This is a genomic window from Sulfitobacter sp. L-8 (assembly GCF_056859255.1).
This window is the reverse complement of sequence record NZ_JBSXOD010000040.1, coordinates 1-20,796: the sequence shown is the minus strand read 5'-3', so window position 1 is coordinate 20,796 and position 20,796 is coordinate 1. Positions and strand designations below refer to the sequence as shown.

General features: G+C 61.3%; 21 protein-coding genes and 1 pseudogene. 17 read left to right on the top strand and 5 right to left on the bottom strand.

Going from position 1 to position 20,796, the window contains the following annotated elements; all coding sequences use genetic code 11:
- Positions 1–9: 9 nt before the first annotated feature.
- Positions 10–288: a hypothetical protein gene (locus AC13DE_RS06065; RefSeq protein WP_483047368.1), complete on the bottom strand. Its 279-nt coding sequence runs from the start codon at positions 286–288 to the stop codon at positions 10–12.
- A gap of 194 nt (positions 289–482) precedes the next feature.
- Here AC13DE_RS06065 and AC13DE_RS06060 point away from each other — a divergent pair, with 194 nt between their 5' ends.
- From AC13DE_RS06060 to AC13DE_RS05995, 14 genes are read left to right on the top strand one after another with little or no spacing between them, the layout of a single operon-like run.
- The gene (locus AC13DE_RS06060) at positions 483–809 is read left to right on the top strand and encodes a hypothetical protein (RefSeq protein ID WP_483047367.1); all 327 of its coding nucleotides are present in this window, start codon (positions 483–485) and stop codon (positions 807–809) included.
- Positions 766–1,449 (top strand): lytic transglycosylase domain-containing protein, encoded by a 684-nt coding sequence (locus AC13DE_RS06055; RefSeq protein ID WP_483047376.1) that lies wholly within the window; start codon positions 766–768, stop codon positions 1,447–1,449. Before AC13DE_RS06060 ends, AC13DE_RS06055 begins: the two co-directional genes overlap by 44 nt.
- The gene (locus AC13DE_RS06050) at positions 1,446–1,736 is read left to right on the top strand and encodes a TrbC/VirB2 family protein (protein WP_054540759.1); all 291 of its coding nucleotides are present in this window, start codon (positions 1,446–1,448) and stop codon (positions 1,734–1,736) included. The genes AC13DE_RS06055 and AC13DE_RS06050 overlap by 4 nt, the downstream gene beginning before the upstream one ends.
- Positions 1,737–1,745: 9 nt before the next feature.
- Positions 1,746–2,024, top strand: a complete 279-nt coding sequence (locus AC13DE_RS06045) for a VirB3 family type IV secretion system protein (RefSeq protein WP_009574151.1) — start codon at positions 1,746–1,748, stop codon at positions 2,022–2,024.
- Entirely contained in the window at positions 2,014–4,398 is a 2,385-nt protein-coding gene (locus AC13DE_RS06040) for a VirB4 family type IV secretion/conjugal transfer ATPase (RefSeq protein WP_483047366.1), read from the top strand. Before AC13DE_RS06045 ends, AC13DE_RS06040 begins: the two co-directional genes overlap by 11 nt.
- Positions 4,395–4,610 (top strand): hypothetical protein, encoded by a 216-nt coding sequence (locus AC13DE_RS06035; RefSeq protein ID WP_483047365.1) that lies wholly within the window; start codon positions 4,395–4,397, stop codon positions 4,608–4,610. The genes AC13DE_RS06040 and AC13DE_RS06035 overlap by 4 nt, the downstream gene beginning before the upstream one ends.
- A 4-nt stretch (positions 4,611–4,614) precedes the next feature.
- Positions 4,615–5,781: a lytic transglycosylase domain-containing protein gene (locus AC13DE_RS06030; protein WP_483047364.1), complete on the top strand. Its 1,167-nt coding sequence runs from the start codon at positions 4,615–4,617 to the stop codon at positions 5,779–5,781.
- Complete coding sequence (locus AC13DE_RS06025) at positions 5,778–6,575, top strand: type IV secretion system protein (RefSeq protein WP_057796681.1); 798 nt, start codon at positions 5,778–5,780, stop codon at positions 6,573–6,575. The genes AC13DE_RS06030 and AC13DE_RS06025 overlap by 4 nt, the downstream gene beginning before the upstream one ends.
- A gap of 14 nt (positions 6,576–6,589) precedes the next feature.
- A complete protein-coding gene (locus AC13DE_RS06020) occupies positions 6,590–7,237 on the top strand; it encodes a VirB8 family type IV secretion system protein (RefSeq protein WP_483047363.1) in 648 nt (215 codons plus the stop codon).
- The gene (locus AC13DE_RS06015) at positions 7,234–7,935 is read left to right on the top strand and encodes a TrbG/VirB9 family P-type conjugative transfer protein (RefSeq protein WP_483047362.1); all 702 of its coding nucleotides are present in this window, start codon (positions 7,234–7,236) and stop codon (positions 7,933–7,935) included. The genes AC13DE_RS06020 and AC13DE_RS06015 overlap by 4 nt, the downstream gene beginning before the upstream one ends.
- Positions 7,932–9,257 (top strand): TraB/TrbI/VirB10 family type IV secretion system protein, encoded by a 1,326-nt coding sequence (locus AC13DE_RS06010; protein WP_483047361.1) that lies wholly within the window; start codon positions 7,932–7,934, stop codon positions 9,255–9,257. Before AC13DE_RS06015 ends, AC13DE_RS06010 begins: the two co-directional genes overlap by 4 nt.
- 1 nt (position 9,258) lies before the next feature.
- Complete coding sequence (locus AC13DE_RS06005; RefSeq protein ID WP_483047360.1) at positions 9,259–10,293, top strand: ATPase, T2SS/T4P/T4SS family; 1,035 nt, start codon at positions 9,259–9,261, stop codon at positions 10,291–10,293.
- Positions 10,294–10,309: 16 nt separating this feature from the next.
- Positions 10,310–10,729 carry a hypothetical protein gene (locus tag AC13DE_RS06000; RefSeq protein ID WP_483047359.1) on the top strand — a complete coding sequence of 140 codons (420 nt, stop codon included), beginning with the start codon at positions 10,310–10,312 and terminating at the stop codon, positions 10,727–10,729.
- A complete protein-coding gene (locus AC13DE_RS05995; RefSeq protein ID WP_483047358.1) occupies positions 10,729–11,754 on the top strand; it encodes a TrbL/VirB6 family protein in 1,026 nt (341 codons plus the stop codon). The genes AC13DE_RS06000 and AC13DE_RS05995 overlap by 1 nt, the downstream gene beginning before the upstream one ends.
- Positions 11,755–11,921: 167 nt before the next feature.
- Here AC13DE_RS05995 and AC13DE_RS05990 read toward each other — a convergent pair whose 3' ends face one another.
- Positions 11,922–12,641, bottom strand: a complete 720-nt coding sequence (locus AC13DE_RS05990) for a putative quinol monooxygenase (RefSeq protein WP_483047357.1) — start codon at positions 12,639–12,641, stop codon at positions 11,922–11,924.
- A 156-nt stretch (positions 12,642–12,797) separates the two neighbouring features.
- Here AC13DE_RS05990 and AC13DE_RS05985 point away from each other — a divergent pair, with 156 nt between their 5' ends.
- On the top strand, positions 12,798–13,658 hold the full coding sequence (locus AC13DE_RS05985) for a LysR family transcriptional regulator (RefSeq protein WP_483047356.1): 861 nt from the start codon (positions 12,798–12,800) through the stop codon (positions 13,656–13,658).
- Positions 13,659–13,872: 214 nt separating this feature from the next.
- Complete coding sequence (locus AC13DE_RS05980; RefSeq protein ID WP_483047355.1) at positions 13,873–14,913, top strand: IS110 family RNA-guided transposase; 1,041 nt, start codon at positions 13,873–13,875, stop codon at positions 14,911–14,913.
- Between the two features lie 388 nt (positions 14,914–15,301).
- Here the strand turns inward: AC13DE_RS05980 and AC13DE_RS05975 are convergent, their stop codons facing one another.
- The 3 genes and pseudogenes from AC13DE_RS05975 to AC13DE_RS05965 all read right to left on the bottom strand — a co-directional run bounded on the left by AC13DE_RS05975 (position 15,302) and on the right by AC13DE_RS05965 (position 19,487).
- Entirely contained in the window at positions 15,302–16,921 is a 1,620-nt protein-coding gene (locus AC13DE_RS05975; protein WP_420824325.1) for an ISL3 family transposase, read from the bottom strand.
- 342 nt (positions 16,922–17,263) lie between these two features.
- Positions 17,264–17,809: pseudogene (locus tag AC13DE_RS05970) on the bottom strand (TniB family NTP-binding protein); the annotation flags it as partial.
- A 55-nt stretch (positions 17,810–17,864) separates the two neighbouring features.
- Complete coding sequence (locus AC13DE_RS05965) at positions 17,865–19,487, bottom strand: Mu transposase C-terminal domain-containing protein (RefSeq protein WP_482885633.1); 1,623 nt, start codon at positions 19,485–19,487, stop codon at positions 17,865–17,867.
- A 167-nt stretch (positions 19,488–19,654) separates the two neighbouring features.
- On the opposite strand from AC13DE_RS05965, the gene AC13DE_RS05960 reads away from it, so the two are divergent.
- Complete coding sequence (locus tag AC13DE_RS05960; protein ID WP_483047375.1) at positions 19,655–20,635, top strand: helix-turn-helix domain-containing protein; 981 nt, start codon at positions 19,655–19,657, stop codon at positions 20,633–20,635.
- The last annotated feature ends 161 nt before the right edge of the window (positions 20,636–20,796 follow it).

Here is a 20,796-nt window from a genome sequence, read left to right as displayed (position 1 = left end):
CGAGCACCTCTATTCGACAGCATTCAGGAACCTGGCGTAGTCATCACTGACCTCCCTCGCCTCAACAAAGGCGCGGGCGCGCTCGGCGTCGAGACAACGGAAGTAGTCCTGCACATCGGCAATGTAGGTCTCGAAATCGCTTCTGATCAGATCGGCGTAGGCACGCATGTCTTCTTGCGACTGAGGCAAGAACGGTCGTTCGGGAGGTACGCAATCTGCTGCCGCGGCTATCGGCATGCTTCCAAGCAGGAACGCGAACAGCAACGGTGCGTTGCGCGCAATAAACAAGCGCAGGGCAAAACTCCTTTGCCGCCTTTAAGATTATCATTCTGTCGGCTATCACCGTTATCGGAGCAAGGCGAACTTCGTCAACACGTTATTATTGTCTTGCTATCATTAATGTTGTTTTGTATCGCTCACGGTGTTGCGACCCCGTGGGCCTGATACTGCACCCAGGCAGAACAAGGACCCAAGGGAAGGCCATGATAGAAGAAGCCCCGAATGTGGTTACAGAAGACGGACTGCGCGGCTTGCTCGCCGAGGGCTACCTCATTGAGGTGGTCTGCAAGGAGAGAGCAGAGAAGCGCCATAACAGCTGGTACGGCTCGTGGGTCATCCGCGCCGTCGCCACTGATGGGCGTGACGATAAGATGCTCGTCACCAGCCGAAGCGTCCTCAAGCTCCGCGACTTCAAAACCATCGTTGGCCTTGTCAGTTTCCTGGCCGACATGGGCTGTACGACCGCTAGCATCCCACTTGAAGAAGGTGGCCGCGAGCGCCACGTCGCGCCTCCGGTCAAAGGCAGCTGACCGCGCGACTGCGCTCGTCGTTGCTTTGGGTACAGGCGTTTGTTCCGCGCCCCCGGCCCTGGCCGACGGTTTCATCTTTTCGGTTGGCCCAGACGGCCAATTGATTTCCTCTTCTCAAGAGGCAAACGGGCGCCTTTTTCTCTTCGCAGAACCTCGCGGTCCTGACGCAACGAGCGAGACAGCGATCCCGGCTCGATCCGCCGCCCGCGCCACCCCGGAAATCCTCCATGCGATCGAGACCACGGCTCTGCGGTATGCCGGGCATGGTGCGCTGCGTCGCGCAGGGCTTTCAGTCACTGATTGGGCGCTCCTTTACCGGGCCAATATCGAAGTCGAGAGCGCATACAATCCGGCTGCACGTAGCCCTGTCGGTGCCATAGGCCTTGGCCAGCTTATGCCGGATACTGCCCGCGACCTCGGCGTGGATCCACATGACATTGCGCAGAACCTCGACGGATCAGCCCGCTACTTGCTGATGATGCTCGACCAGTTCGGCGAGGGCTCTCTGGCCCTTGCGGCGTACAACGCTGGCCCTGAGGCGGTCGCACGCCACGGCGGCATCCCCCCTTTTCGAGAAACCCAAGGGCATGTGGCCCGTGTGACTGCCGTGTTTGAGCGGCTCAGAGGAGATCTTTCATGACATCGAGACCTTCGATCGTCGCGCTCGGCGCGATGGCCCTTATCGTGCTGGCGGGTCCAGCGCTTGCACAGAGCATCGACCTCTCGCCGGTACAGACCCTGCTTCAAGGCATTGTCGATGCGATCACCGGTCCCTTGGGGATCGTGATCGGAACGCTCGCGCTGATCGGGGTGTTCCTTTCCTGGCTCTTTGGCATCCTCGACTTCCGTCAGGCGCTCTGGGTCGTGGTCGCGATCGCGGGCATCGCCGCAGCACCCACCATCGTCGCCGCCATCTGGACCACCTGAGCTCCGTCCATGGCTGACCAGTCCCGCGTGTTCATCGGTCTTCTCAGGCCACCCAAGCTGATGGGCTTGCCGATCATGTACGCCATGGTCTGGCTCTTCGGCTCGACGCTTCTGTTCCTCTGGGTGCAGAGCTGGGTGGTGGCTGTGTTCGCGGGGCTGGCCTGGCCGGCGCTCTGGAAGGCCGCAGACTGGGATCCGAACTTCCTCGATGTCCTGGTGATCACCCTGCAGGAAACCCCGCCCACGACGAACCGCAAGCTGCACGGAGGCGACAGCTATGCCCCGTGATGGACTTGCCGATGAGATTGAGAACGCCATCGATCCGCTGACCGCGCTACCCGCATGGGTCAAGGGCGAGAAGCGGCTCTCAATGATGCTGCCTTATGTGAGCCTCGTGAACGACCGAACGATCCGGACACGCGGCAACGAACTGATGCAGTGCATCCGCCTCGAAGGGGTGAACAGCACCACGAGCGAGGACGGGCATCTCGACCGGATCGGAGGGTTGCTGGCTGGCATCGTCGCGCAGGTCGGGACGGAGTTCTCCTTCTACCTGCACAAGGTCTCGAAAGCGGTCGATGTGAGCCTGCCGCCCATTCCAGGCGAGGGGTTTGCTGCCGCCCTCAACAAACGATGGCACGCGCATCTCGGCCGCGCGGGCTTGCGCGACAAGACGCTGACCCTGACCGTGCTGAAGCGCCCGGAGACCGGCAGCCGCTTGCCGTTCGGACTTGGGGCGTCTCGCTCGCGACATGCGGCGGACACCACCCGCCGCTTGCGCAAGCTCGACGAGGTTGTGGGGTTTCTGCTGTCCTCCTTCGATGAGCTGAAGCCCCGCCTGCTGGCCGCAAGCACCGGAGAGCTTCTGGGCTTCCTCGGTTCACTCAACACGGGCGAGGAGCACCCGCTCTTCCCCCGGTCGCGCCTCGGTGTGATCGCCGAGGACGTCGCAAATACCCGCGTCACCTTCCGCGGCACGACCATCGCACTCTCGGACGGTGCCGTCGGCGACAAGCTCGGGGCGATCTTTGCGGTGAAGAACTACCCCGCCAAGACCGATAGCCTGATGCTCGACGAGTTGAACTTGCCCGTCGACATGGTGGTCACGCACTCTTTTGTGCCGATCAACGCCAACATCATGGCGGGCCGGATCAAGCGGCAGCTGCGGCTAATGCAGGCCGCCAATGACGGAGCCGTCAGTCTCGCCCAGGAACTGGAACTCGCGCAGGACGATCTGGAATCCAAACGCCTGATCTTCGGCGAGCACCACATGACCGTGGCCGTCTATGCCCGCACCCAGACGGCGCTTGACGATATCGCGGCCGAAATCCGCAACATCTCCGCCACCTCCGGCATCAACCTGATCTCGGAAGCCTTCGGGGCACGGGCGCATTTCATGGCGCAGCATCCCGGGAACACAGGGGCGCGCAGCCGCAAGGCCGCAATCACGAACCACAACTTCGCCGATCTCGCTACCTTCCACCGCACCCCGCTCGGAAAGACAGGGCGGGAAGTCCCCTGGGGCGTGCCGATCACACTCTTCCCGACGCCAGAGCGCAGCGGTTTTCGCTTCAACTTCCACGAACAGGGCGCGCCAGATCGCGAGCCCACAGGTGGGCACACGCTGATCCTCGGCCGTCCCGGCTCCGGCAAATCCGTCCTGGCGGCTTTCCTGATGACCATGGCACGGCGGGCAGGTGCGCGGGTCTTCGTATTCGACTATCGCGCGGGGATGGAGATGGCCGTCCGCGCGCTCGGCGGCAGCTATTCGACCGTGCGGGCGGGGCGCCCCACGGGCCTCAATCCGCTCCAGACCGAGATCGACGTGCGGGGCCAGGCATGGCTTGCTGATTGGCTCGCGAGCCTCTTGGAGCGGCGCGATCGACCGCTGACCCCGGTTCAGACCAACCGACTGCAGGAAGTCGTGCGCCAGAACGCCAGCGCAGGACATGCGGGTCTACGGAACTGGTCGGATTTCGCCTCGCTGCTGGTCTCGACCGATGACGAGGGCGATCTCTTCGAACGTATGCAGGAATGGACGGCCGAGGGTCGCTACGGCTGGATCTTCGGGGCCAATGCCGAGGACAGTTTCAGCATCGATGGAGACGTCGCGGGCTTTGACCTCACCGGCATCCTCGATTCCGAGAGCGAGCGGGAACGCATGGCGGTCCTGTCCTACCTCTTCCGCCGGGTCGAGCGGGTGATCGAGGACCGCAAGCCCACCATCATCGTCATCGACGAGGCATGGAAAGCCCTCGACAACGCCTACTTTGCGGAGCGACTCAGCAACTGGCTGGTGACCGCCCGCAAGCAGAACGCCGTCGTCGTGATGATGACGCAATATGCCAGCCAGCTCGAGCGCACGCGCACCGGCAAGACCATCGTGGAAGCGGTGCCGACGCAGATGCTCTTGCCCAACATTCGTGCTTCCGCCGCTGACTACGCGATGCTCGGCCTCAGCGAGAAAGAACTCGACGTGCTTCTGGGCGTCGGCTCGGCCTCGCGGCTCGCGCTTGTACGCGACGACCGTGGTTCCGTCGTGATCGATGCCGATCTCAGCGCGCTCGGCCCGCTCGTGACCATCCTTGGCGGAATGGAGAAGGGCGAAGCGCTTGTCGGCGCCGATTTTCGCGAACGTCCTGATTTCTGGAGAGTGACATGACCCGTTCCATCATTCGCAGCGTCGTGCTGCTCGGGCTCGGCCTGACCCTGACAGCCTGTGCGCAGCATACTCCCCCACAAGCCAACTGCTTCAATTTTCGCGAGGCTCCTGCGCAGGCAGGAACCGCCACCGCCACGATCTCGACCATGGGGGCGGAGGTTACGCGCCGCGACACGGCCTGCGATTTCGTCCTCTTGGGGGCGGGCGGCTGAGCCAATGCGGACCTGGCTTCCTCTCTCGATGATCGGCTTTGCACTGGCAGGTCCCACGGCGGGACCAGCGGTCGCCCAAGGCGTGCCGACCTTCGATCTGCGCCTCTTCGCAGAGCGGCAGGCCATCCTTGAGCAGACCGATCGGGACCTGGCACTGCAGCAGGACCGGCTAAGCCGCGAGGAGGAACTGGCCGAAATCGAGCGCCAGCAACTCGCCTCCCTCGAAGGGCTGATGGATGCCATCTCGCTTGGCGCTGGAGACGTGGCCGGAACCGTGGCGGGGCTCGAGGCGGGGCAGGGGGCGGTAGACGACGTCGAAAGCGCGGCCGCCAGTCTTTATGCACCCGAGGACACCAATCCAGCGGCAGCGCGGATGTTCGGCGATGCCAGGGAGGGGATCGAGGAGCTGATCATCCGCGCAGCACGCGACACCCATAGTCTGTCCGGGGTCGGCCGCGCAGGTCTTTCGCTCGTGCAATGGCGCTGTCTCTTGCAGGCGCTGATCTGGCAGGAAAGCCGTTTCCAGATCGGGGCACGCTCACCCGTGGGTGCCTTCGGACTTACCCAGATCATGCCCGATACCGCGGGCGATCTCGGGATCTACCCGGCCTATTACAACGATCCCTATCTGCAGGTCACCGGCGGTGCGCGATACCTCGCACAAATGCTGAACATGTTCGATGGCAACATTATCCATGCGCTCGCCGCCTATAACGCCGGGCCGGGCAATGTGCAGGATTATGGCGGTGTGCCACCCTTCGCGGAAACCCAGCATTATGTCGTGGTGATCCCGCAGCAGTACAACAACTACCTCGCGGCCGTAGGCGGCATCGATGCGCTCGGCACCATCGACCCTGTGCTCCTCGCCAACGCGAGTTTCAGCCTCTCGGCCCATGGCGCCGGGGTCTATGGCGATTATTCGCTGGTTTCGGTCCGTGCCGCCGCCCTGCGGGTTCAGGACATCATCACCCGCATCGGTGAGACCGAGGATCTCCACGAGGCCATCGCGCTCAACACCTATGCCCGGGCCGAACTGGCCCGGCTGGTCGCAATCCGGACCCGGATCAAGGCCGCCCGAACCGAGCCACTCAGTGCCGAGCAGATCGCCTTGGCGGCGGCCCAGGCTGCCGAGCGGCAATACATGGATTTCAGTCAGGAGGATTTGCGTTGAACCTGCGCCTGCCCCGTTCCCTTTTCGCCGGTAGCATTGCTCTCGCGCTCACCCTCAATGTCACCGGACCTGTCGCGGCACAGGGTGTGCCCACGGTGGACACTCAGAACATTGCTCAGGAAATCCGCCAGCTTCAACAGATGCTGCAGGATTTCGGGATCCAGACCGATCTTCTGGACAATGCGTTGGAGCAACTGGACATGCTGCAAAGCCAGCTCGATCAGCTGAACGAGATGTATGCCTCGCTCACCGGGCCGCGCAGCATCCTCGGGCTCGCCATGGGCGGGGACCTCGACACCTTGCTTGAGGCCAACTTCGAAGACATCCCCGGCCTGATCCGAGGCATCCAGGCGGGCGATTGGAGCGCTCTCATCGGGCCCAATGCCGGGCCCATGCGCACGCAGATGGAACAGGCGCTGGCAAGCGCCGGGTTCGACGAGGATTCACTCCGCGAGATCGCCACCAGCGGCAATCCGGGCGCCGAAGGCGTGGCCACGCGGGCAACCACAGGTGCTGTGATGTCGGCGGCGGCGCAGAACAGCCACGCAGAGGCGGAACAGTCTCTCGAGCGGGTGGAACGTCTGGTCGAGATGATCCCGGACATGGAAGATCTCAAAGCCTCGATGGATCATAACACACGCGTCACGGCGGAACTTGCCATCGCCATGACCCGGATGTGGGAGCTGGAAGCGATCCAAACCCTAGGCGCAGGCAATGCAGGCGTGGTTGACGCCGCCACCGTTGCCGAAGAACGCCGCTACATGGACTTCACCTTGCCGGACCTTGAGCCGTGAGTGGGGCAGGGGTGATGACTGCGCGCGAGCTCGTGGAAGAGGAACTTGTCTACGGTGCCCTGCGCCGGGAACAGCTTTGGCGGATGATCGGCATTTCCGGGGCAGGTTTTGGCGTATTCGGCTGTTTGGCGGCTGCGGCTGTCGCGCTGATGGTCGAGACGCCGCCTCCCGTGGTTGTGCCCTACGATCCCGCGACCGGGATGGCGCTCCCCAATGCCACGGTTGAAACCGTGTCGCTGGCCGAACGGCCTGCCGTGATCGAAGCGCAAATCTACCGCTACATTCTCGACCGCGAGACCTACAACCAGCTTGACAACGATCTTCGTGTCCGCCGTGTCCTCGCACAGTCTTCCGGATCAGCCGAGGCCAACATGCGCGCGATGTGGACATCGGGGCAGGACAGCTATCCGCCGACGCGTTACGGGGCTGCGGCCGAGATGGCCGTTGAGATCGCATCGATCACCCTTATTGGCGATAACCGCGCCCAGGTGCGGCTCAGAAAGCGCCTGACAAGCCCGCAGGGGGTACAGGATGGATCGTTCACTGCCACGTTGATGTTCGAATTCCGGCCCGAGCGGACCCGCGCGATCGACGATGTCTGGCAAAACCCTTTCGGCTTCACTGTTACCCAATATGCCATCCGATCGGACCGTTCCGAATGACTCGCACTCTAATCTCTACGCTGTTGGCCGCCAGCATTCTCGCGTTCGCGGGAACAACTGCCTTGGCCGAGACCACCCCCCGCCCAGGCTCGCACGACAATCGCGTGCGCGTGGCGACCTGGACTGAGAGCCAGGTTTACCGTGTCGTCACGACTCTGACCCGCGTCACCACGGTCGAATTCGGTGAGGGTGAAACCATCCGCTCGATCATCGCCGGCGATACGGTCGGGTTTCAATTCGACGGTGTCCCTGGTGGCCGTGCCTTCGCCATCAAGCCGACAGCATCTGGCGTCGCCACCAACATCACCGTCTACACCAACCGCCGCTCCTACTACTTCCATGTCGTCGAAGCCCGGGAGACGCCGCATTATGTCGTGCAGTTCCGCTATCCTGAAAACCGCGTGCAACCCACCAGGGCGGTTGCGGCCGATGCGCCGAATGCGAACTATGCGGTCAGCGCCCGAGAAGAGTTCACGCCGACGGCCATCTGGGATGATGGTACCTTCACGTATTTCCGGTTCGCACGGAATGCGCCGGTGCCCGCCATCTTCCGATATTCGAACGGCAGGGAACGCGCGGTGAACAGCCAAGCCTTGAGTGACGGCGTCATCCGCGTGTCCGGCGTCAACCGACAATGGGTCCTTCGCCTTGGCGAAGAGGTGGTTTGCGTCCAGGACGCAGGACAGGCCACATCATGACCGAAGGTACGGAAGACCTCGCCACGCGCCTCGCGGCTCTCGAAGGCTCGACAGGCAAAGCGAAGGCAAGCAAGCGGCCTGCGCCGCTTGCCGCGATCCTTGGCGTCGTCGGCATCGCGGCAGCAGGTGGTCTGGCGTGGGCTGCCCTGCAGCCGTCAGCAGAAGCACCAATGGCGACCGCCGCGCCGGAGGAGTTCCAGAGCAGCGGCCCCGGATTCGGAGATCTGGCGCCGATTTCTGCCCCGCAGCCCAGCCAAGCCCCGCCTGCGGACACAGGTCCGAGCGAGTCGGAACTCGCGCTGATGGAAAGTCTTGCGACATTGAGAGCGGAACTCGAGGACCTGCGCGCAAGACCGGCCGAGGCCGCGGATAGCGGGGCGGAGCAGGCTATTGCGGACCTGACGGCGCAAATTGCCACCTTACAGGAAGCATCCGCCGAGGCTCAGCGTGCCCTCGAGCGGCAGCTGACCGAGCGGGACCGCGAATTGGATCAGCTCCGCATGGACTTGGAACTTGCACGGCTTGCACCACCAGAGCCGACCTCATTGGGACCAAGTGAAGAAGAATTGCGGCTGGCCGAACTCGAAAGGCGGCGCGCAGCCGAAGCTGAGGCCCGCGCAGAGCGTATCGCGTCTCCTATGATCGCGTTCTCCGGGATGGGCGCGGGTGCGGATAGGGAGAACACGCTGGAAGCCGCACGTTTGAATGCAGATGAAGCCTTTGTTCGTTCGGGCGCACAACCTGCGCAGGTGACACGTGCCGAAGTGATCGCGAACCCATCGAACACGGTTGTTCAGGGCACCATGATTCAGGCTGTGACAGAGACGGCCCTCGACAGCACACTGCCCGGCGCGATCCGCGCTATCGTCTCGGAAGACGTCCATTCTTTCGATGGAACGCGTATCCTGATCCCGCGCGGCGCGCGGCTGATCGGGCGCTACCGCTCGGATGTCGCACTCGCCCAATCGCGCGTCATGGTGGCATGGGACCGGATCATCTTGCCCGATAATCAGACCGTGCAGATCAGCGCCTTCGGTGGAGACGAACTTGGCCGTACTGGCACCACCGGGTTTGTCGAGACCCGTTTCGCGCAACGCTTCGGCTCCGCCGCGCTGATCTCCTTGATCGGCGCCCTGCCTGCGGCTGCAGCGGGTCAAATCGACAGCGAGGCGGCGGCCGATGTTGCGAGTGATGTCGGCACCGACCTGCGCGATAGCACGCAAAGCGTGATGCAGGACTATCTGGCGATCCGACCAGTGATACATGTCGATCAGGGTACACGGATCACGGTCATGGTCGATCGTGACCTCGAGATTTTCTGACATGGCTGCAAGTTATCTGGAAGCGTCGCTCGACCGTTTCGGCCCCGAGGTCCTGCACGACGACACGATCGAGATCTGCATCAATCCCGACGGACAAGTCTGGGGCGAATTCCAAGGCGATCACTTCATGCGAGGTGTCGGCAGCCCGCTGAGCCAGACCGAGATCAAGGACCTCGGCAACCAGATCGCCTCGGCTGCCTCGACGACGCTCAGCACGAAGAAGCCCATTGTCTCGGTCTCGATCCTATATCGAGATCGCCCGATCCGCGCGCAGGTGATCCAGCCGCCGGCAGTCGAGGGCGGGTTTTCAATATCGTTGCGGTTCTTCTCCTCCCTGCCGCTGGAGGCAATCCGGCTCGGCTTCCTCTTTGGAAAGGAGCGCAGCCTCGAAGGTCTGCGGCGCGAACGAAACGCCGCGCTGCGCAATGTGGTTGCCTCCGGCGACATCGACGCCGCGCTTCGCTTCTGCGTCGAGAACAAGCTCAACATGATCGTTTCGGGCGGTACATCAACCGGCAAGACGGTCGCGGCGCGCAAGATCCTTTCGCTGATCCCGCCCGAAGAGCGGATCATCACCATCGAGGAGGCGGCCGAGCTGCGCCCCGAGCAGCCCAATGCCGTGACGTTGATCGCGGACCGGGACACGGATGCCCGCAGTGCAGATGTGCTCTTGGCCTCAACGCTTCGCATGCGACCTGACCGGATCGTCCTGGGCGAAGTCCGCGGGCGCGAGGCGATGACGTTTCTCGAGGCAATCAATACCGGCCACGGTGGATCGCTGACTACGCTCCATGCCGAGACCCCACAACTTGCTGTTCGTCGCCTCGCCATCGCTGCCCTGAAAACGGATGTGCCGATGACCTATGCCGACATGATCGATTATATTGAGGGCTCGATTGACGTGATCATTCAGGCAGGCCGCCATGAAGGCGCGCGCGGGATCACCGAGTTCTTTCTCCCGGGTCAAACCACAGATTTGAACCTCGACACGGTCGACGGCAGAGGCAACAAGAGCCCCTCCGTTGCCGCTGAGTAAAAAAGGACCCCCCCAGATGCGAAAACCAATTCTCGCAGTCATGCTTGCCGCCTTGGCGGGCCCCCTTGTGGCGCAGACTTCGCCGCAGGTCTCAAACGATCTCACAGTCGAAATGTCGCCGCAACAATACCGGATCTGCAACGAACGTCCGGCGCGCCCGATCTGGATGGACGAAATCGACCCGCGTGAAGCTTACAAGGCAGCAGCTTTGATGGAGTTGTACGAAATTCGGGCCTGGGAGGAGATCGCTGAATCTGGCGACTGCAGCTGTGAAACCCGCTTTCCCGCTTGGGATAGCTCCGATGGCGAATATCATGAAAGGTATGCAGGCCTAAGCCAAGCCGAGCATTCAGCGTTTCGCCGCGACTGGATTGAAGTAAGGAAGCAACTCGAGCCGAGCGTGCGTACAATCTGCGTAGCCCAAGGCAACTGGTAATGGGCGTCGTCAGCTGGATGGTCGGAACGGCAGACGCGTTCCTTGTCGATGCGGCTGAGTCCCAGTTCGGGGCCGTGGCAAGCAATACCGGCACGATCGTCCTGCTGATGGTCACGCTTTCGCTAATCGGCGTCTGCATCAACATGGCATTCCAGTTCCGCAGCATGGATGGGGCCAGCTTCTTCTGGTACCTGATCAAGCTGACCCTCATTGGTCTGTTCGCCTTCAATTGGGCAAACTTCAATGCAGTAGCAAACGCAGTCATTGGAGGCTTGGACTACGTCGCTGGCGCACTGGTGTCTTCGGTTGGCGGCGGAGGAGCCGGAGCCACACACTTTGCCGGCGAATTCGACATCCTGATCGAAAAATTCAGCCAGTACCTGAATGCCATCGGCAGCAACCTTAACTGGATGACGGGCGCGATCCTAGGCGGCATCGGGCTTATTATTTTGAGCCTCCTTGGCTTCATGACCGGCATCGTCCTTATATTCGCCAAGATGATGCTGACCCTCATGCTCGGCCTTGCTCCGATCATGATCGCACTGTCGCTCTTTGACGCGACCAAGGATTTCTTCCACAGATGGGTCTCGACGACAGTCAGCTATGCCTTCTACCCCATCGTAATCGCAGCAATGTTCTCTACCGTCGTCGGCATGGCGAATTCGCTGCTAGCCCAGCTCGGTGATCCGAACTCGGCAACCAACATCGGATCGCTCGTGCCGTTCTTCGTCATGGTTTTCCTGGCCAAAGGATTTGTAGCAGCAACACCCCTGATCGTTCGCGGCATATCGGGGAACCTGATGGTGGCGGCGGCACCGGCGATCGTCAGCGGGTCCGCAGGGGTGCTGCGAGGGCTGGCTAACACATCTGGTGTCCAGGGCAGGGCGCGAATAGGGGCGCTCACGACGGGTGAGGCGATTGGACGTGGAACTGTACACGCTCCTGCTGCAGTAAAGAGCGCCGCGGCGACGGCGAGCGCGCAGGTGGTCAGAATGGCGGAACGGGCAAGACGTTTGCGAGAGTAGAAAGGAGAAATCAGCCTTTCGCCGCACTGTGCATGAACTCACACAATGCGGGACAAAGCGCTAATTCGCTTCAGTTACTCGAACGACCGCTTCACGGTGAATCTAAATTCGTTCGGCAAAGCGCCTGATGCGTTGCACCAGGCGCCTCTTGTTCCTGTCACATCGCGTTACTTGATGGCGAGGATGTCGAAGTTGTGGACGTTAGCGACCACACCGTCGTCCCACCCGCCAGCGACCAACTCCGCTGCCCGTTCGTTCAGCAGCCCGGCGACTTGACCGGCAAAGTGTGCTTCACGGCCAGCATTGTTGGTGAAGATGTCGAAGATTGCGAAGGATGTTTCGTCAATCTGCAGCGCCGCCCAGAACAATGTGCCGGGTTCGGTTTCTCCGACGATGGGACCAGCTGCGGTCAGCAAGGCTGCCAATTCCGGCCCTCTGCCGGGTGCTGCTTCGAGCGTGATGTACGTGGCTGTCGTGGCCGAGTAGAGATCAACCGGTTCCCTCACCGACAGGACATCGGAATTGTTGATATTCGCGACAACACCATCGTCCCAGCCCCCGGCGACCAGCGCGTCGGCATTTTGGTTCAAAGCCGCGGCCACAGCGCCGGAGAAATGCGCATTGCGCGCTTCTTCATCCACGAAGATATCAAAGATCGCGAGCGTATCGTCGGCTTGTAAGGCAAACCAAAGCACGGTGCCTGGTTCGGTGTCCGCGACAATCGGGGCGGCTCCGGCCAGAAATTCGGCGAATGCTTCGGTCTGGCCTTCAGCGGCGGGCATGGCGATGTAGCTGGCAGTGCGATTTTCCATTGGGGTTTCCTGTGCGGGTGCAGATGTCGTGATCAAGGCCAAAGCGGCGAGTGTCTTGAGAATTTGGGCTTTCATGGTCGCCTCCTGATTGAGATGTCATTGTGTTTGGTTTCGATGCACCCTTTTCCCATGCCGAATGCCTCAGGCACCAATCCCGAACTTCTATTCTTTGATAGACATGTGCTATGGTGAACCTCATGGCGGAAAGTGACGGAGACTGTGGCAGTGGAGATGAACCAGATCAGGTATTTTTTGGCTGTCTGCCAGCATCGCAACTTCACCCATGCCGCTAGCGCCTCAAATGTTTCCCAACCGTCCTTGACGACCGCGATCAAGAAACTTGAACACGAGCTCGGGGGTGATCTGTTTGTCAGGGACCGCGCGGGATGCAGGTTGACGGCACTCGGAAAACTCATGCAGCCAAGGCTACAGAAAGCGCATGACGAAACGCAGGCAGCTAAGGCAGAAGCCGTCCGCCACACGCGACTAGAGCGGGTTCCTATTTCTGTCGGTGTTGGCGAAACGATTGGTCACAACCGGATTTCAGCCGCCGTGGAACGCTTCCGTACACGATTGCCGCAAGCCGAAATAGAGTTGATCGTGGCGTCTGCCTCCAAGCTTCTGGCCGGATTGCGAGAGGGTGAATTTGACGTCGTTGTCACAGCGGCGACGGTCAGTGAAGACCTCTATCGAATAGACCAGCTCTATGACGAGTCCTACAAGGTTGTGGTGTCCAAGTCGCACCCGTTGTCTGAACGAGACGCTATTTCTCTTTCGACACTCGCTGAAACTGACATGCTCGATCGACCCAATTGCGAAATGCGGGATGCGTTGCATGGGGCATGTGCAGACCAAGGTCACGAACTCTACGCGGCCTATCGGTCAAATCGCGTGGATTGGTTAGTCGAACTCGCGCGGCAGGGATTAGGCGCGGTGATTTTGCCAACCACGGCAATTCCAGCAGACAGGGGCCTCGTTTCGATACTCATCGACGGCCTTGAAATTTCGCGAACTGTTTCTGCTCTTCGTTATCGGCACCAAACGAAGAGACCAGAGACAAATGATCTGATCCGTGAGATTGCGCGTGTGTAGGCGTAGTATCAATGATGGCCGACATTCGCGCATAGTGCAGTAACTGGTACTTTGGGCTCCTTCCGGACGTTCTTCGCAGCGCAGTATGGGCCCAAACCCGTACGTTTTTGTCACCGGCGCTTACCAAATGGTGTGATTGCGGCGGTCGCTCTCCGGGGGCAAACGAGGTCCGGTATGTTGGCCTCATGGATAATAGCCGTGAGGAGAACTACCTATGGAACACTATGCCGGTCTGGACGTGTGCCTGAAAGAAATTTCGATCTGTGTCGTGGATGGGGATGGCAAGACCATCGCCCACGGCGCTTGCCCTGCAGATCCCGAAGGCGTGGCGGGTTGGTTTCGTACCAGGTCGCTTACGCCGAACCGGATCGTGCATGAGAGCGGGATGCTCTCGATCTGGCTACAGCGTGGACTTGCCGCACTGGGTCTTCCGGCCACGTGGATCGATGCGCGCAAGGCGCACAAGGCCCTGTCGGCACGGCTCAACAAATCCGACGCCGCCGATGCTGAAGGGCTGGCGCAGCTCGCCCGGACCGGCTGGTTCACACCGGTCCATATCCGCAGCGAGGATGCGGACCGCTTGCGTGCTTTGGTCGGCGCCCGGGAACGGCTGATCCGGCTGCGCAAGGATCTGGAAGGGCACATCCGCGGCGTTCTGAAAACCTTCGGCATCCGCATGACCGGTATCGCTCAGGGGCGGCAGCGACAGGCATTCCGTGATCAACTGGCTGCGGCGGGCGAAACGGATCCTGTTCTGCGCGTAATTGCCGATGGCTTCATCACCGCCCATGCCACGCTGTGCGAGGCGGCTGATGATCTCGACAAATCCGTGAAAAAGAAAGCCAAGGCCCATCCCGTCGCGCGCCGCCTGATGACAATTCCCGGCATTGGCCCGGTCAATGCGCTCAGCTTCATCGCACTGATCGACGATCCGAACCGGTTCAGCCGAACCTCGGACGTGGGCGCTTTCCTGGGGCTGACACCGAAGCGGCATCAGTCCGGAGAGGTCGATTGGTCGGGACGCGTCTCGAAATACGGTGACGGCGCGATGCGCGGGCTGCTGTTCGAGGCGGCGTCTTGCCTGATCCGCCAAGTCAAACGCTTCTCACCGCTGAAAAGCTGGGCCGTGCGCCTGGCCGGACGGCGCGGGTTCCGAAAGGCAGCAGTCGCCACCGCGCGCAAGATCGCCGTCCTGATGCTGACGCTCAGGAAAAACGAAACCGACTATCAATGGACAAAGGAGGCCACCGCCTGACCTGAATTTCCGCCGCTGAGAGGGCGGGAAGCGAAGTCCCGAAAGGACGGAGGTTGATCGATCTCGTACAAACGGTTGGGATGCGGTTCGCGCCGCTCACCCCGCAAACGACATTGGAGACGATCCGCCACCGAACACCATCATGAGGCGCGAAACCCGCGACCTGGGAGAGAACCATGACCCCGGACGGACAGATTGCTCACCCGCTTGACAAAGCCGCAATCAGAGAACCGTTTTTGGCGTGTAAGTTCTGGCAGGGGGTTTGTGTCCGGTGTGCGGGACAAAGCATGGGTAATCGGGCTGGCCTGATGGATGGGTCGAGTTCTCGATAGAGTTGCTGCAGTTGCTGCAACCTGAGGTGTCGCGTAGCCCTTAATTGGGTTCTGCCTCAATCTGTGTGGCGCAGTGGCAGCATTCGGGCTCTGAGGAGTTCTGGTCCGGCGCGACCGTACATGGCGCGCTTGAGGGTCTTCAGGCGATTGACTTGGCCCTCAGCCTGACCGTTGCTCCACGGAAGTTCGATGGCATTGCGCACGGCCTCGATGTCGCGGTGCAGCGTGCGGGCAAAGCGCATGATTGGTGGGATGCCAGTCTCAATGGCCAGGTCGATCCATGCGTCCAGCGGGGCGGACTGGTCGCCGCGCAAAATGCCCTGAAACCGCATGGCAAGGCTCCGCATCGTGGCAAAGCTTGGCGATCCGGCCTTCAATGCATCTACCTTTTGGGCCTGGTCTGCGGTCAATTTGCGTCGCGGCTTGATACAGAGCGCCGCTGCGACAACCGGCGAAATGGCGTGACCGGTTTGCGGGTCCCGCACAGGCGCCAGGGGCAGCGGCGTGTCGGTCGGGCCTGCTAGAACGGTTTGTTCATCCCTTCGCCATCCGGCCAGCAGACGTTGCAAATGAGACAAGCTGCCCTCATAGCCATGGCGTTGAATTTCGACCAATAATTCCTGGCCGGACCGGATACCCTGTTTCCAGAGATCGGCCAGTATGCTCTCAAAATACCACGGCGACGTGGGCTTCAATGCAGCTCGGCGGCGGTCTGGTGGCGAGTCGGAGCTCAACCACTTCGCCACACTACGACGCGGGAAGCCGGTCCGACGTCCAATTTCGCTACAAGACAGCCCTTGATCACGAAGCGCATGGATGTTTCGGAAAATTTCCTCACGTGATTTCCGATGAGCAAGACGCGATCGCAGTAGATGATTGGCCGTGCTGATGTTTTCGGCATCTGACAATAGCGCCCGCCCGGTGGCGCGGCCATGCATATTCATCTGCTCTTCAATGGCCTGGCGCAGGTTCTGGACGAGATGGAAACGGTCTGCGACCTGCAGGGCTTGCGGTGCACCCTGACGTGCGGCCTTCGCATATCCGCCACAACGATCCCGACTGATGACTTCAATCTCAGGGTGCTGCCGCAGCCAGCTCGCACAGCTTTCAACGCTCCGATCCGGAAGAATATCAATTACGGTCTGCCGCTCGAGATCGACGATGATGGTTCCGTAAGTCTGCGACTTGCGCCAGCTCCAATCGTCGATGCCAATGACCGTTGGCGGCGGGGCGACGCTTTCCGCACACTTCTTGAGGTGTCGCAGCACCGTGTCATTGCTGACACCGACGCCTAAACGGCGCAAGAGCCGCTCGGCAGGCCGTCCACCCGTGGCGTGCCCCAGATGAACTACAATGTCATCAGCACGCGAAGTTCGACGTGCAAATGGACGCGCAATTGACGAGGTGTAGTCCGAAAAAGTCCGCCGCGGGCACGTGGAAGCGCGACATCGCCACCTGCAGACCCAGAGTGCGATTGTTACCTTGTCGCCAAGTGCAGGTAAATCCTGTAGCCGCCTTTGCCGCCACCCGTGACGACGCCGAGAATGCAAACCACAATCTGGGCAGATGCCTCTCGGTGCCAAAACACCGGATACAAGCCACCCGCCGGAATCACGTCGCTTAACGCCTTGAACCGAAACGTCGCTCCCGGGCGACCAGTGCTTTTTTGAAATCACGACTATCCCTCCCGAATGTTCCAAGCTCAGGATAGTTGCGCCACACAAATTGAGGCAGAACCGATTAAAGGGCAACGCGACAGCGGAATTGCGGCGTCTGGAGAGAGGCACATAGCCGAGGTCCGACAGGGTTGCACCCGTGATCCGGTCCTCACCGCCCGCGATTGCCGCCACCGCGGCCCGGGTGACAATCTCGACGACCTCGCCGATCAGTCCCTCCGACAGATCGTGGATGATCTTCGCCAAGGGTTCGCGCGACAGTTCGGAGGCGTTGGCGAGCGGCAGACTTGCCTCAAGGCTGTCCAGAAGCGTCGCGAAATCCTCGTCATACGCCCAGCGTGGAATGGGGATCGTATCGAAGCGTGAGCCCATTTCGTCCGTGTTATGCACCGCATCGTAGATCGCGATTTCGCCGACAAGGACGGGTGAGATGTCATGCACCCGTGCGATCCGCCGTAGGAACGAGAAGATTGCCTTCACATCCTGGCGTCGACCGCGCAACGCGCTGTGGAACTCGTCGAAGATCAAAAGGCGCGGCTTCAGACGCTCCAGAAGATGATCGACCTGATCGCCGGCGCGGGACAGGCTGCGCCATCCAGCGGCTTGTGGTGCGCGCAATCCGGACAGGATGCTTGCGTAAAAATGCGACAGACCCGCACCTTCCCGGGTCTGGATCACCCATACCTCTTGCTGGTCGGCGACACGCAGATGTTCGACAGCGAAGCGCTCGGCAATCATGGTCTTGCCGTTGTGGTAGGGGCCCGCAAGAAGCAAACCGCGCGGGCGCAGCGATGGCGGTCGCTCGAGCAGCAGCCGCATCGCATCATGTGCCGCGCCGGCGGCCGGATGGCTGATCCAGCGTGGCGCGCGAACATGGGCGATCCGCATTACATCATCGGCCTGCAAGAGCGGGACGGTGGCGGGCATGAGGTGATCCGGCACCTTACCAATCCTCGACCGGGAAGACCCGCCGCGGGCGATCCGGGTTAAGGTTTGCCCGGGCCGGGGCGGCAGGCGCGGCGAGATCGGCATAAGGCTTCTTTGCCTCGGTGGCATGCCGGGCGCGTGTCATCTCCTTCAACCGGCTTTTCGAGGTTTTGGTGGCGGTAACAGTTGCGGCGATTTCGCGTCGGATGGCGGCCGCCTCCTGCACTGGGCGCCGCTGGATTTCGCGCCGCCGCTGTCGATCCGCCTGATGCTGCCAAAGCGTGATCGGCTCGGCCAGTCCGTCCCGTCGTCTCACCGGCTGCCAGGCCTGCGTATCCGGATCCTTGACATAGACATGGCTGATGTCGCGAGGGTCATAGCACACATCAAGTGGCTCCAGCCGGTCACGGCGGGCGACCAGCGGACCAAGCCAGGGCTCGAAATAGTCGATGGCGAAGAGGCTGATGCCCTGAGGTGAAATCTTCCGCGTCTTGCGCGGCAGGAAATTGAGCAGCGCATCGATCGGACGGTCCTTCGGTTGGAGTCGGTTTTCCCATTCGATTGCCGGGACGGTCAGCTTGCGCGCATTCTGGCTCAGATTATGGTCGATGATCGCGAGCGCGATGCAGCGTTCAAGATCCGCGAAGCTGAGCCGTGCGCGCTCTTCCGAGGCATAGTCGCCTCGATCCGCGATGGAGCGCCCTGTCTTACCGGGTAAGGCCCGTAGCGCCGTGTTCACTTTCCCAAGCAGGCGTTCCACGACTCCGCCTCGATGCACGGTGCCCTTGTTCCGCATGCGAATGGAAATGCCATAGTCCGCGCATCCTCTGCTGAAGGTGCTGCTCTGGAACTCTTTGGCGGAATCGACGACGATCTGCCTCGGGCGACCGTGCATCGGCCAGGCATGATCGATGCTACGCTCTGCCAGCCATGCCGTCTTGCAGCACATCGCTTGCGCAAGACAAAGCGCGACAGACAGTCGTGACGGCCGCTCGAGCGTCAGGCAGAAGCCGGTGATCGCACTCGTGGCCACATCGGCAGCGATGGTCAGGTAGGGCCGCCCAACGAAGATACCGTAGTCATCAATCACCTCGACAAACTGGATGTCTGCCGGCGTGTGATCGATCTGGACAACGTCGAGCGCGTGGTCTGCCCGGATGTAGCCCGGTCGCGCCTTCAGCCGGTGCAGGTGTTTACTGTCTGACAGGCGGCGGCGGGCAATTTCTTCCGGGGTGAACAGGATGGGGATGCGCCGGGCGACAGTGACATAGGCGGGCGGAGTATGCCCTTCCTGTGCGCAGCGGGCGCGGATCTCTTCGACGATCGGTGCGAGGTCCGGCTGCTCAGGACGCAACCACATCTCCCTCAGGGTCATCGCGATGATGCTCTCGACCGCGAGGCTGATCCTTGATTTCCTTGTTCCACTCGTTCGCGGCAGCAGGGACGATACCCTGCGTTCTTCTCGATACCGCGCCAGATAGTTGTAGACTTGGCGGGTCGAGAGCCGCAGCTCGGATGCCGCGCGTACCACGGCCTCACGCACCGGCGCCGCTCCGTCAATAATCCGGTCCAGTTCACGCGCGATACGTGTTGCCTTGGCCCACGCTTCATCCGAGGCATGCCCTCCGCCGGACGTCATCGATATGAAACTTTCGAGACCGGCTGGGCCGTGCGCCAACAGGGCGGCCGCTTGCTGAAATACGGAACCAAAATTGAAGCCTCAAGCGAAAAAATGATGTGCGATATCGCGGTATCATCCAGAAATCACGATATAATCATGCGTTGAAATGATGAAAAAAATGCGACATCTGGTTTCTGCCCGGGCCGCTCGAAGAGGAACCGGATGATCTGCCTCCCGGGCCGCGGGCGGAACCGCCTGATACCGTAGTCATCGAAGATTGGGCAAAGGCAGAGGGTGCTCATACTGCGCGGCTGGCAAAGGTGGCTGGACGCCTGGGTGCTCTGGATGACCGGTTGCTGCGCGGCCCGGAGGGCTGGCGGCACAGACTGGCTCTAATAGAGGCGGCGGATCTCAGCTGGTTCGCAGGCGATCGTGTGAGCCCCGATCGGCTGGCGCTTTGGATATCCATGCGTTTGTCTGGAGTGCAGGATGACTCGGAAGCACTGGCCCGGGCCGGATGGGCCGTGCGACGCCTGACAAGTGGTCCGGAGCCAATGGTAGATTTGGCGTCCTTCCTGGATCGGCGTGATCCTGAGAAGTTCGAGGACAATGCCGAGCGCTTTGACGGGCGTGCAGGGAGCTGGCTGGACGTGATGACAGCAGCGGTTGACCTCCACCCGATCACGAGCGCTTGCATGGGGTTTCACCTCTGGAGTCTGGCTGGCCTCGGCCAACATGGAGACCGTATTGAGGCCGCTGTAACTGCTGGTAGGATCGCGGCCAGCGACGGCAATGGAGCCATCTTTGCGCCGCTGGCCATGGGCGGGGCAGGGGGACTGCGGGCCTCGGGCGTGCCACCTGAACGCTTGGCCCGCTGGTTGGACGGGATGAACAGCGCGATACTAACGGCGATGCGGCATTTGGATTTGGTTGAGACTTGGACGGTTCAGGCAGAGGGCGAACTGGCGAAACTATCAGGCAAGACGCCTCCTGCTTTGCTAACTCTCTTCGCGGAATGGCCTCTGGTGTCCGCGCCGATGGCTGAGACTCAGATCGGTGCCAGTCGCGCGGCGATGCAACGAAACCTCGCGTGGATGGAAAAGAAAGGCTTGATCCGCGAGGTTACAGGGCAGGGGCGGTTCCGGATGTGGCGGATTGCAGCTTAGTATCTGCCGGGTGACGGCTCTGTTGCAACCAAGTAGAAATGTCACCCGGTCTGCAAAGCAGAAGTGTCACCAAATGCGCTGAGGGGAGCAAAGCCTGACAGGGCGGAGACCTCAATTATCGCAGCCCTGGCTGGCTTTGCTGGCCGCGTTTCGCTTGCGGT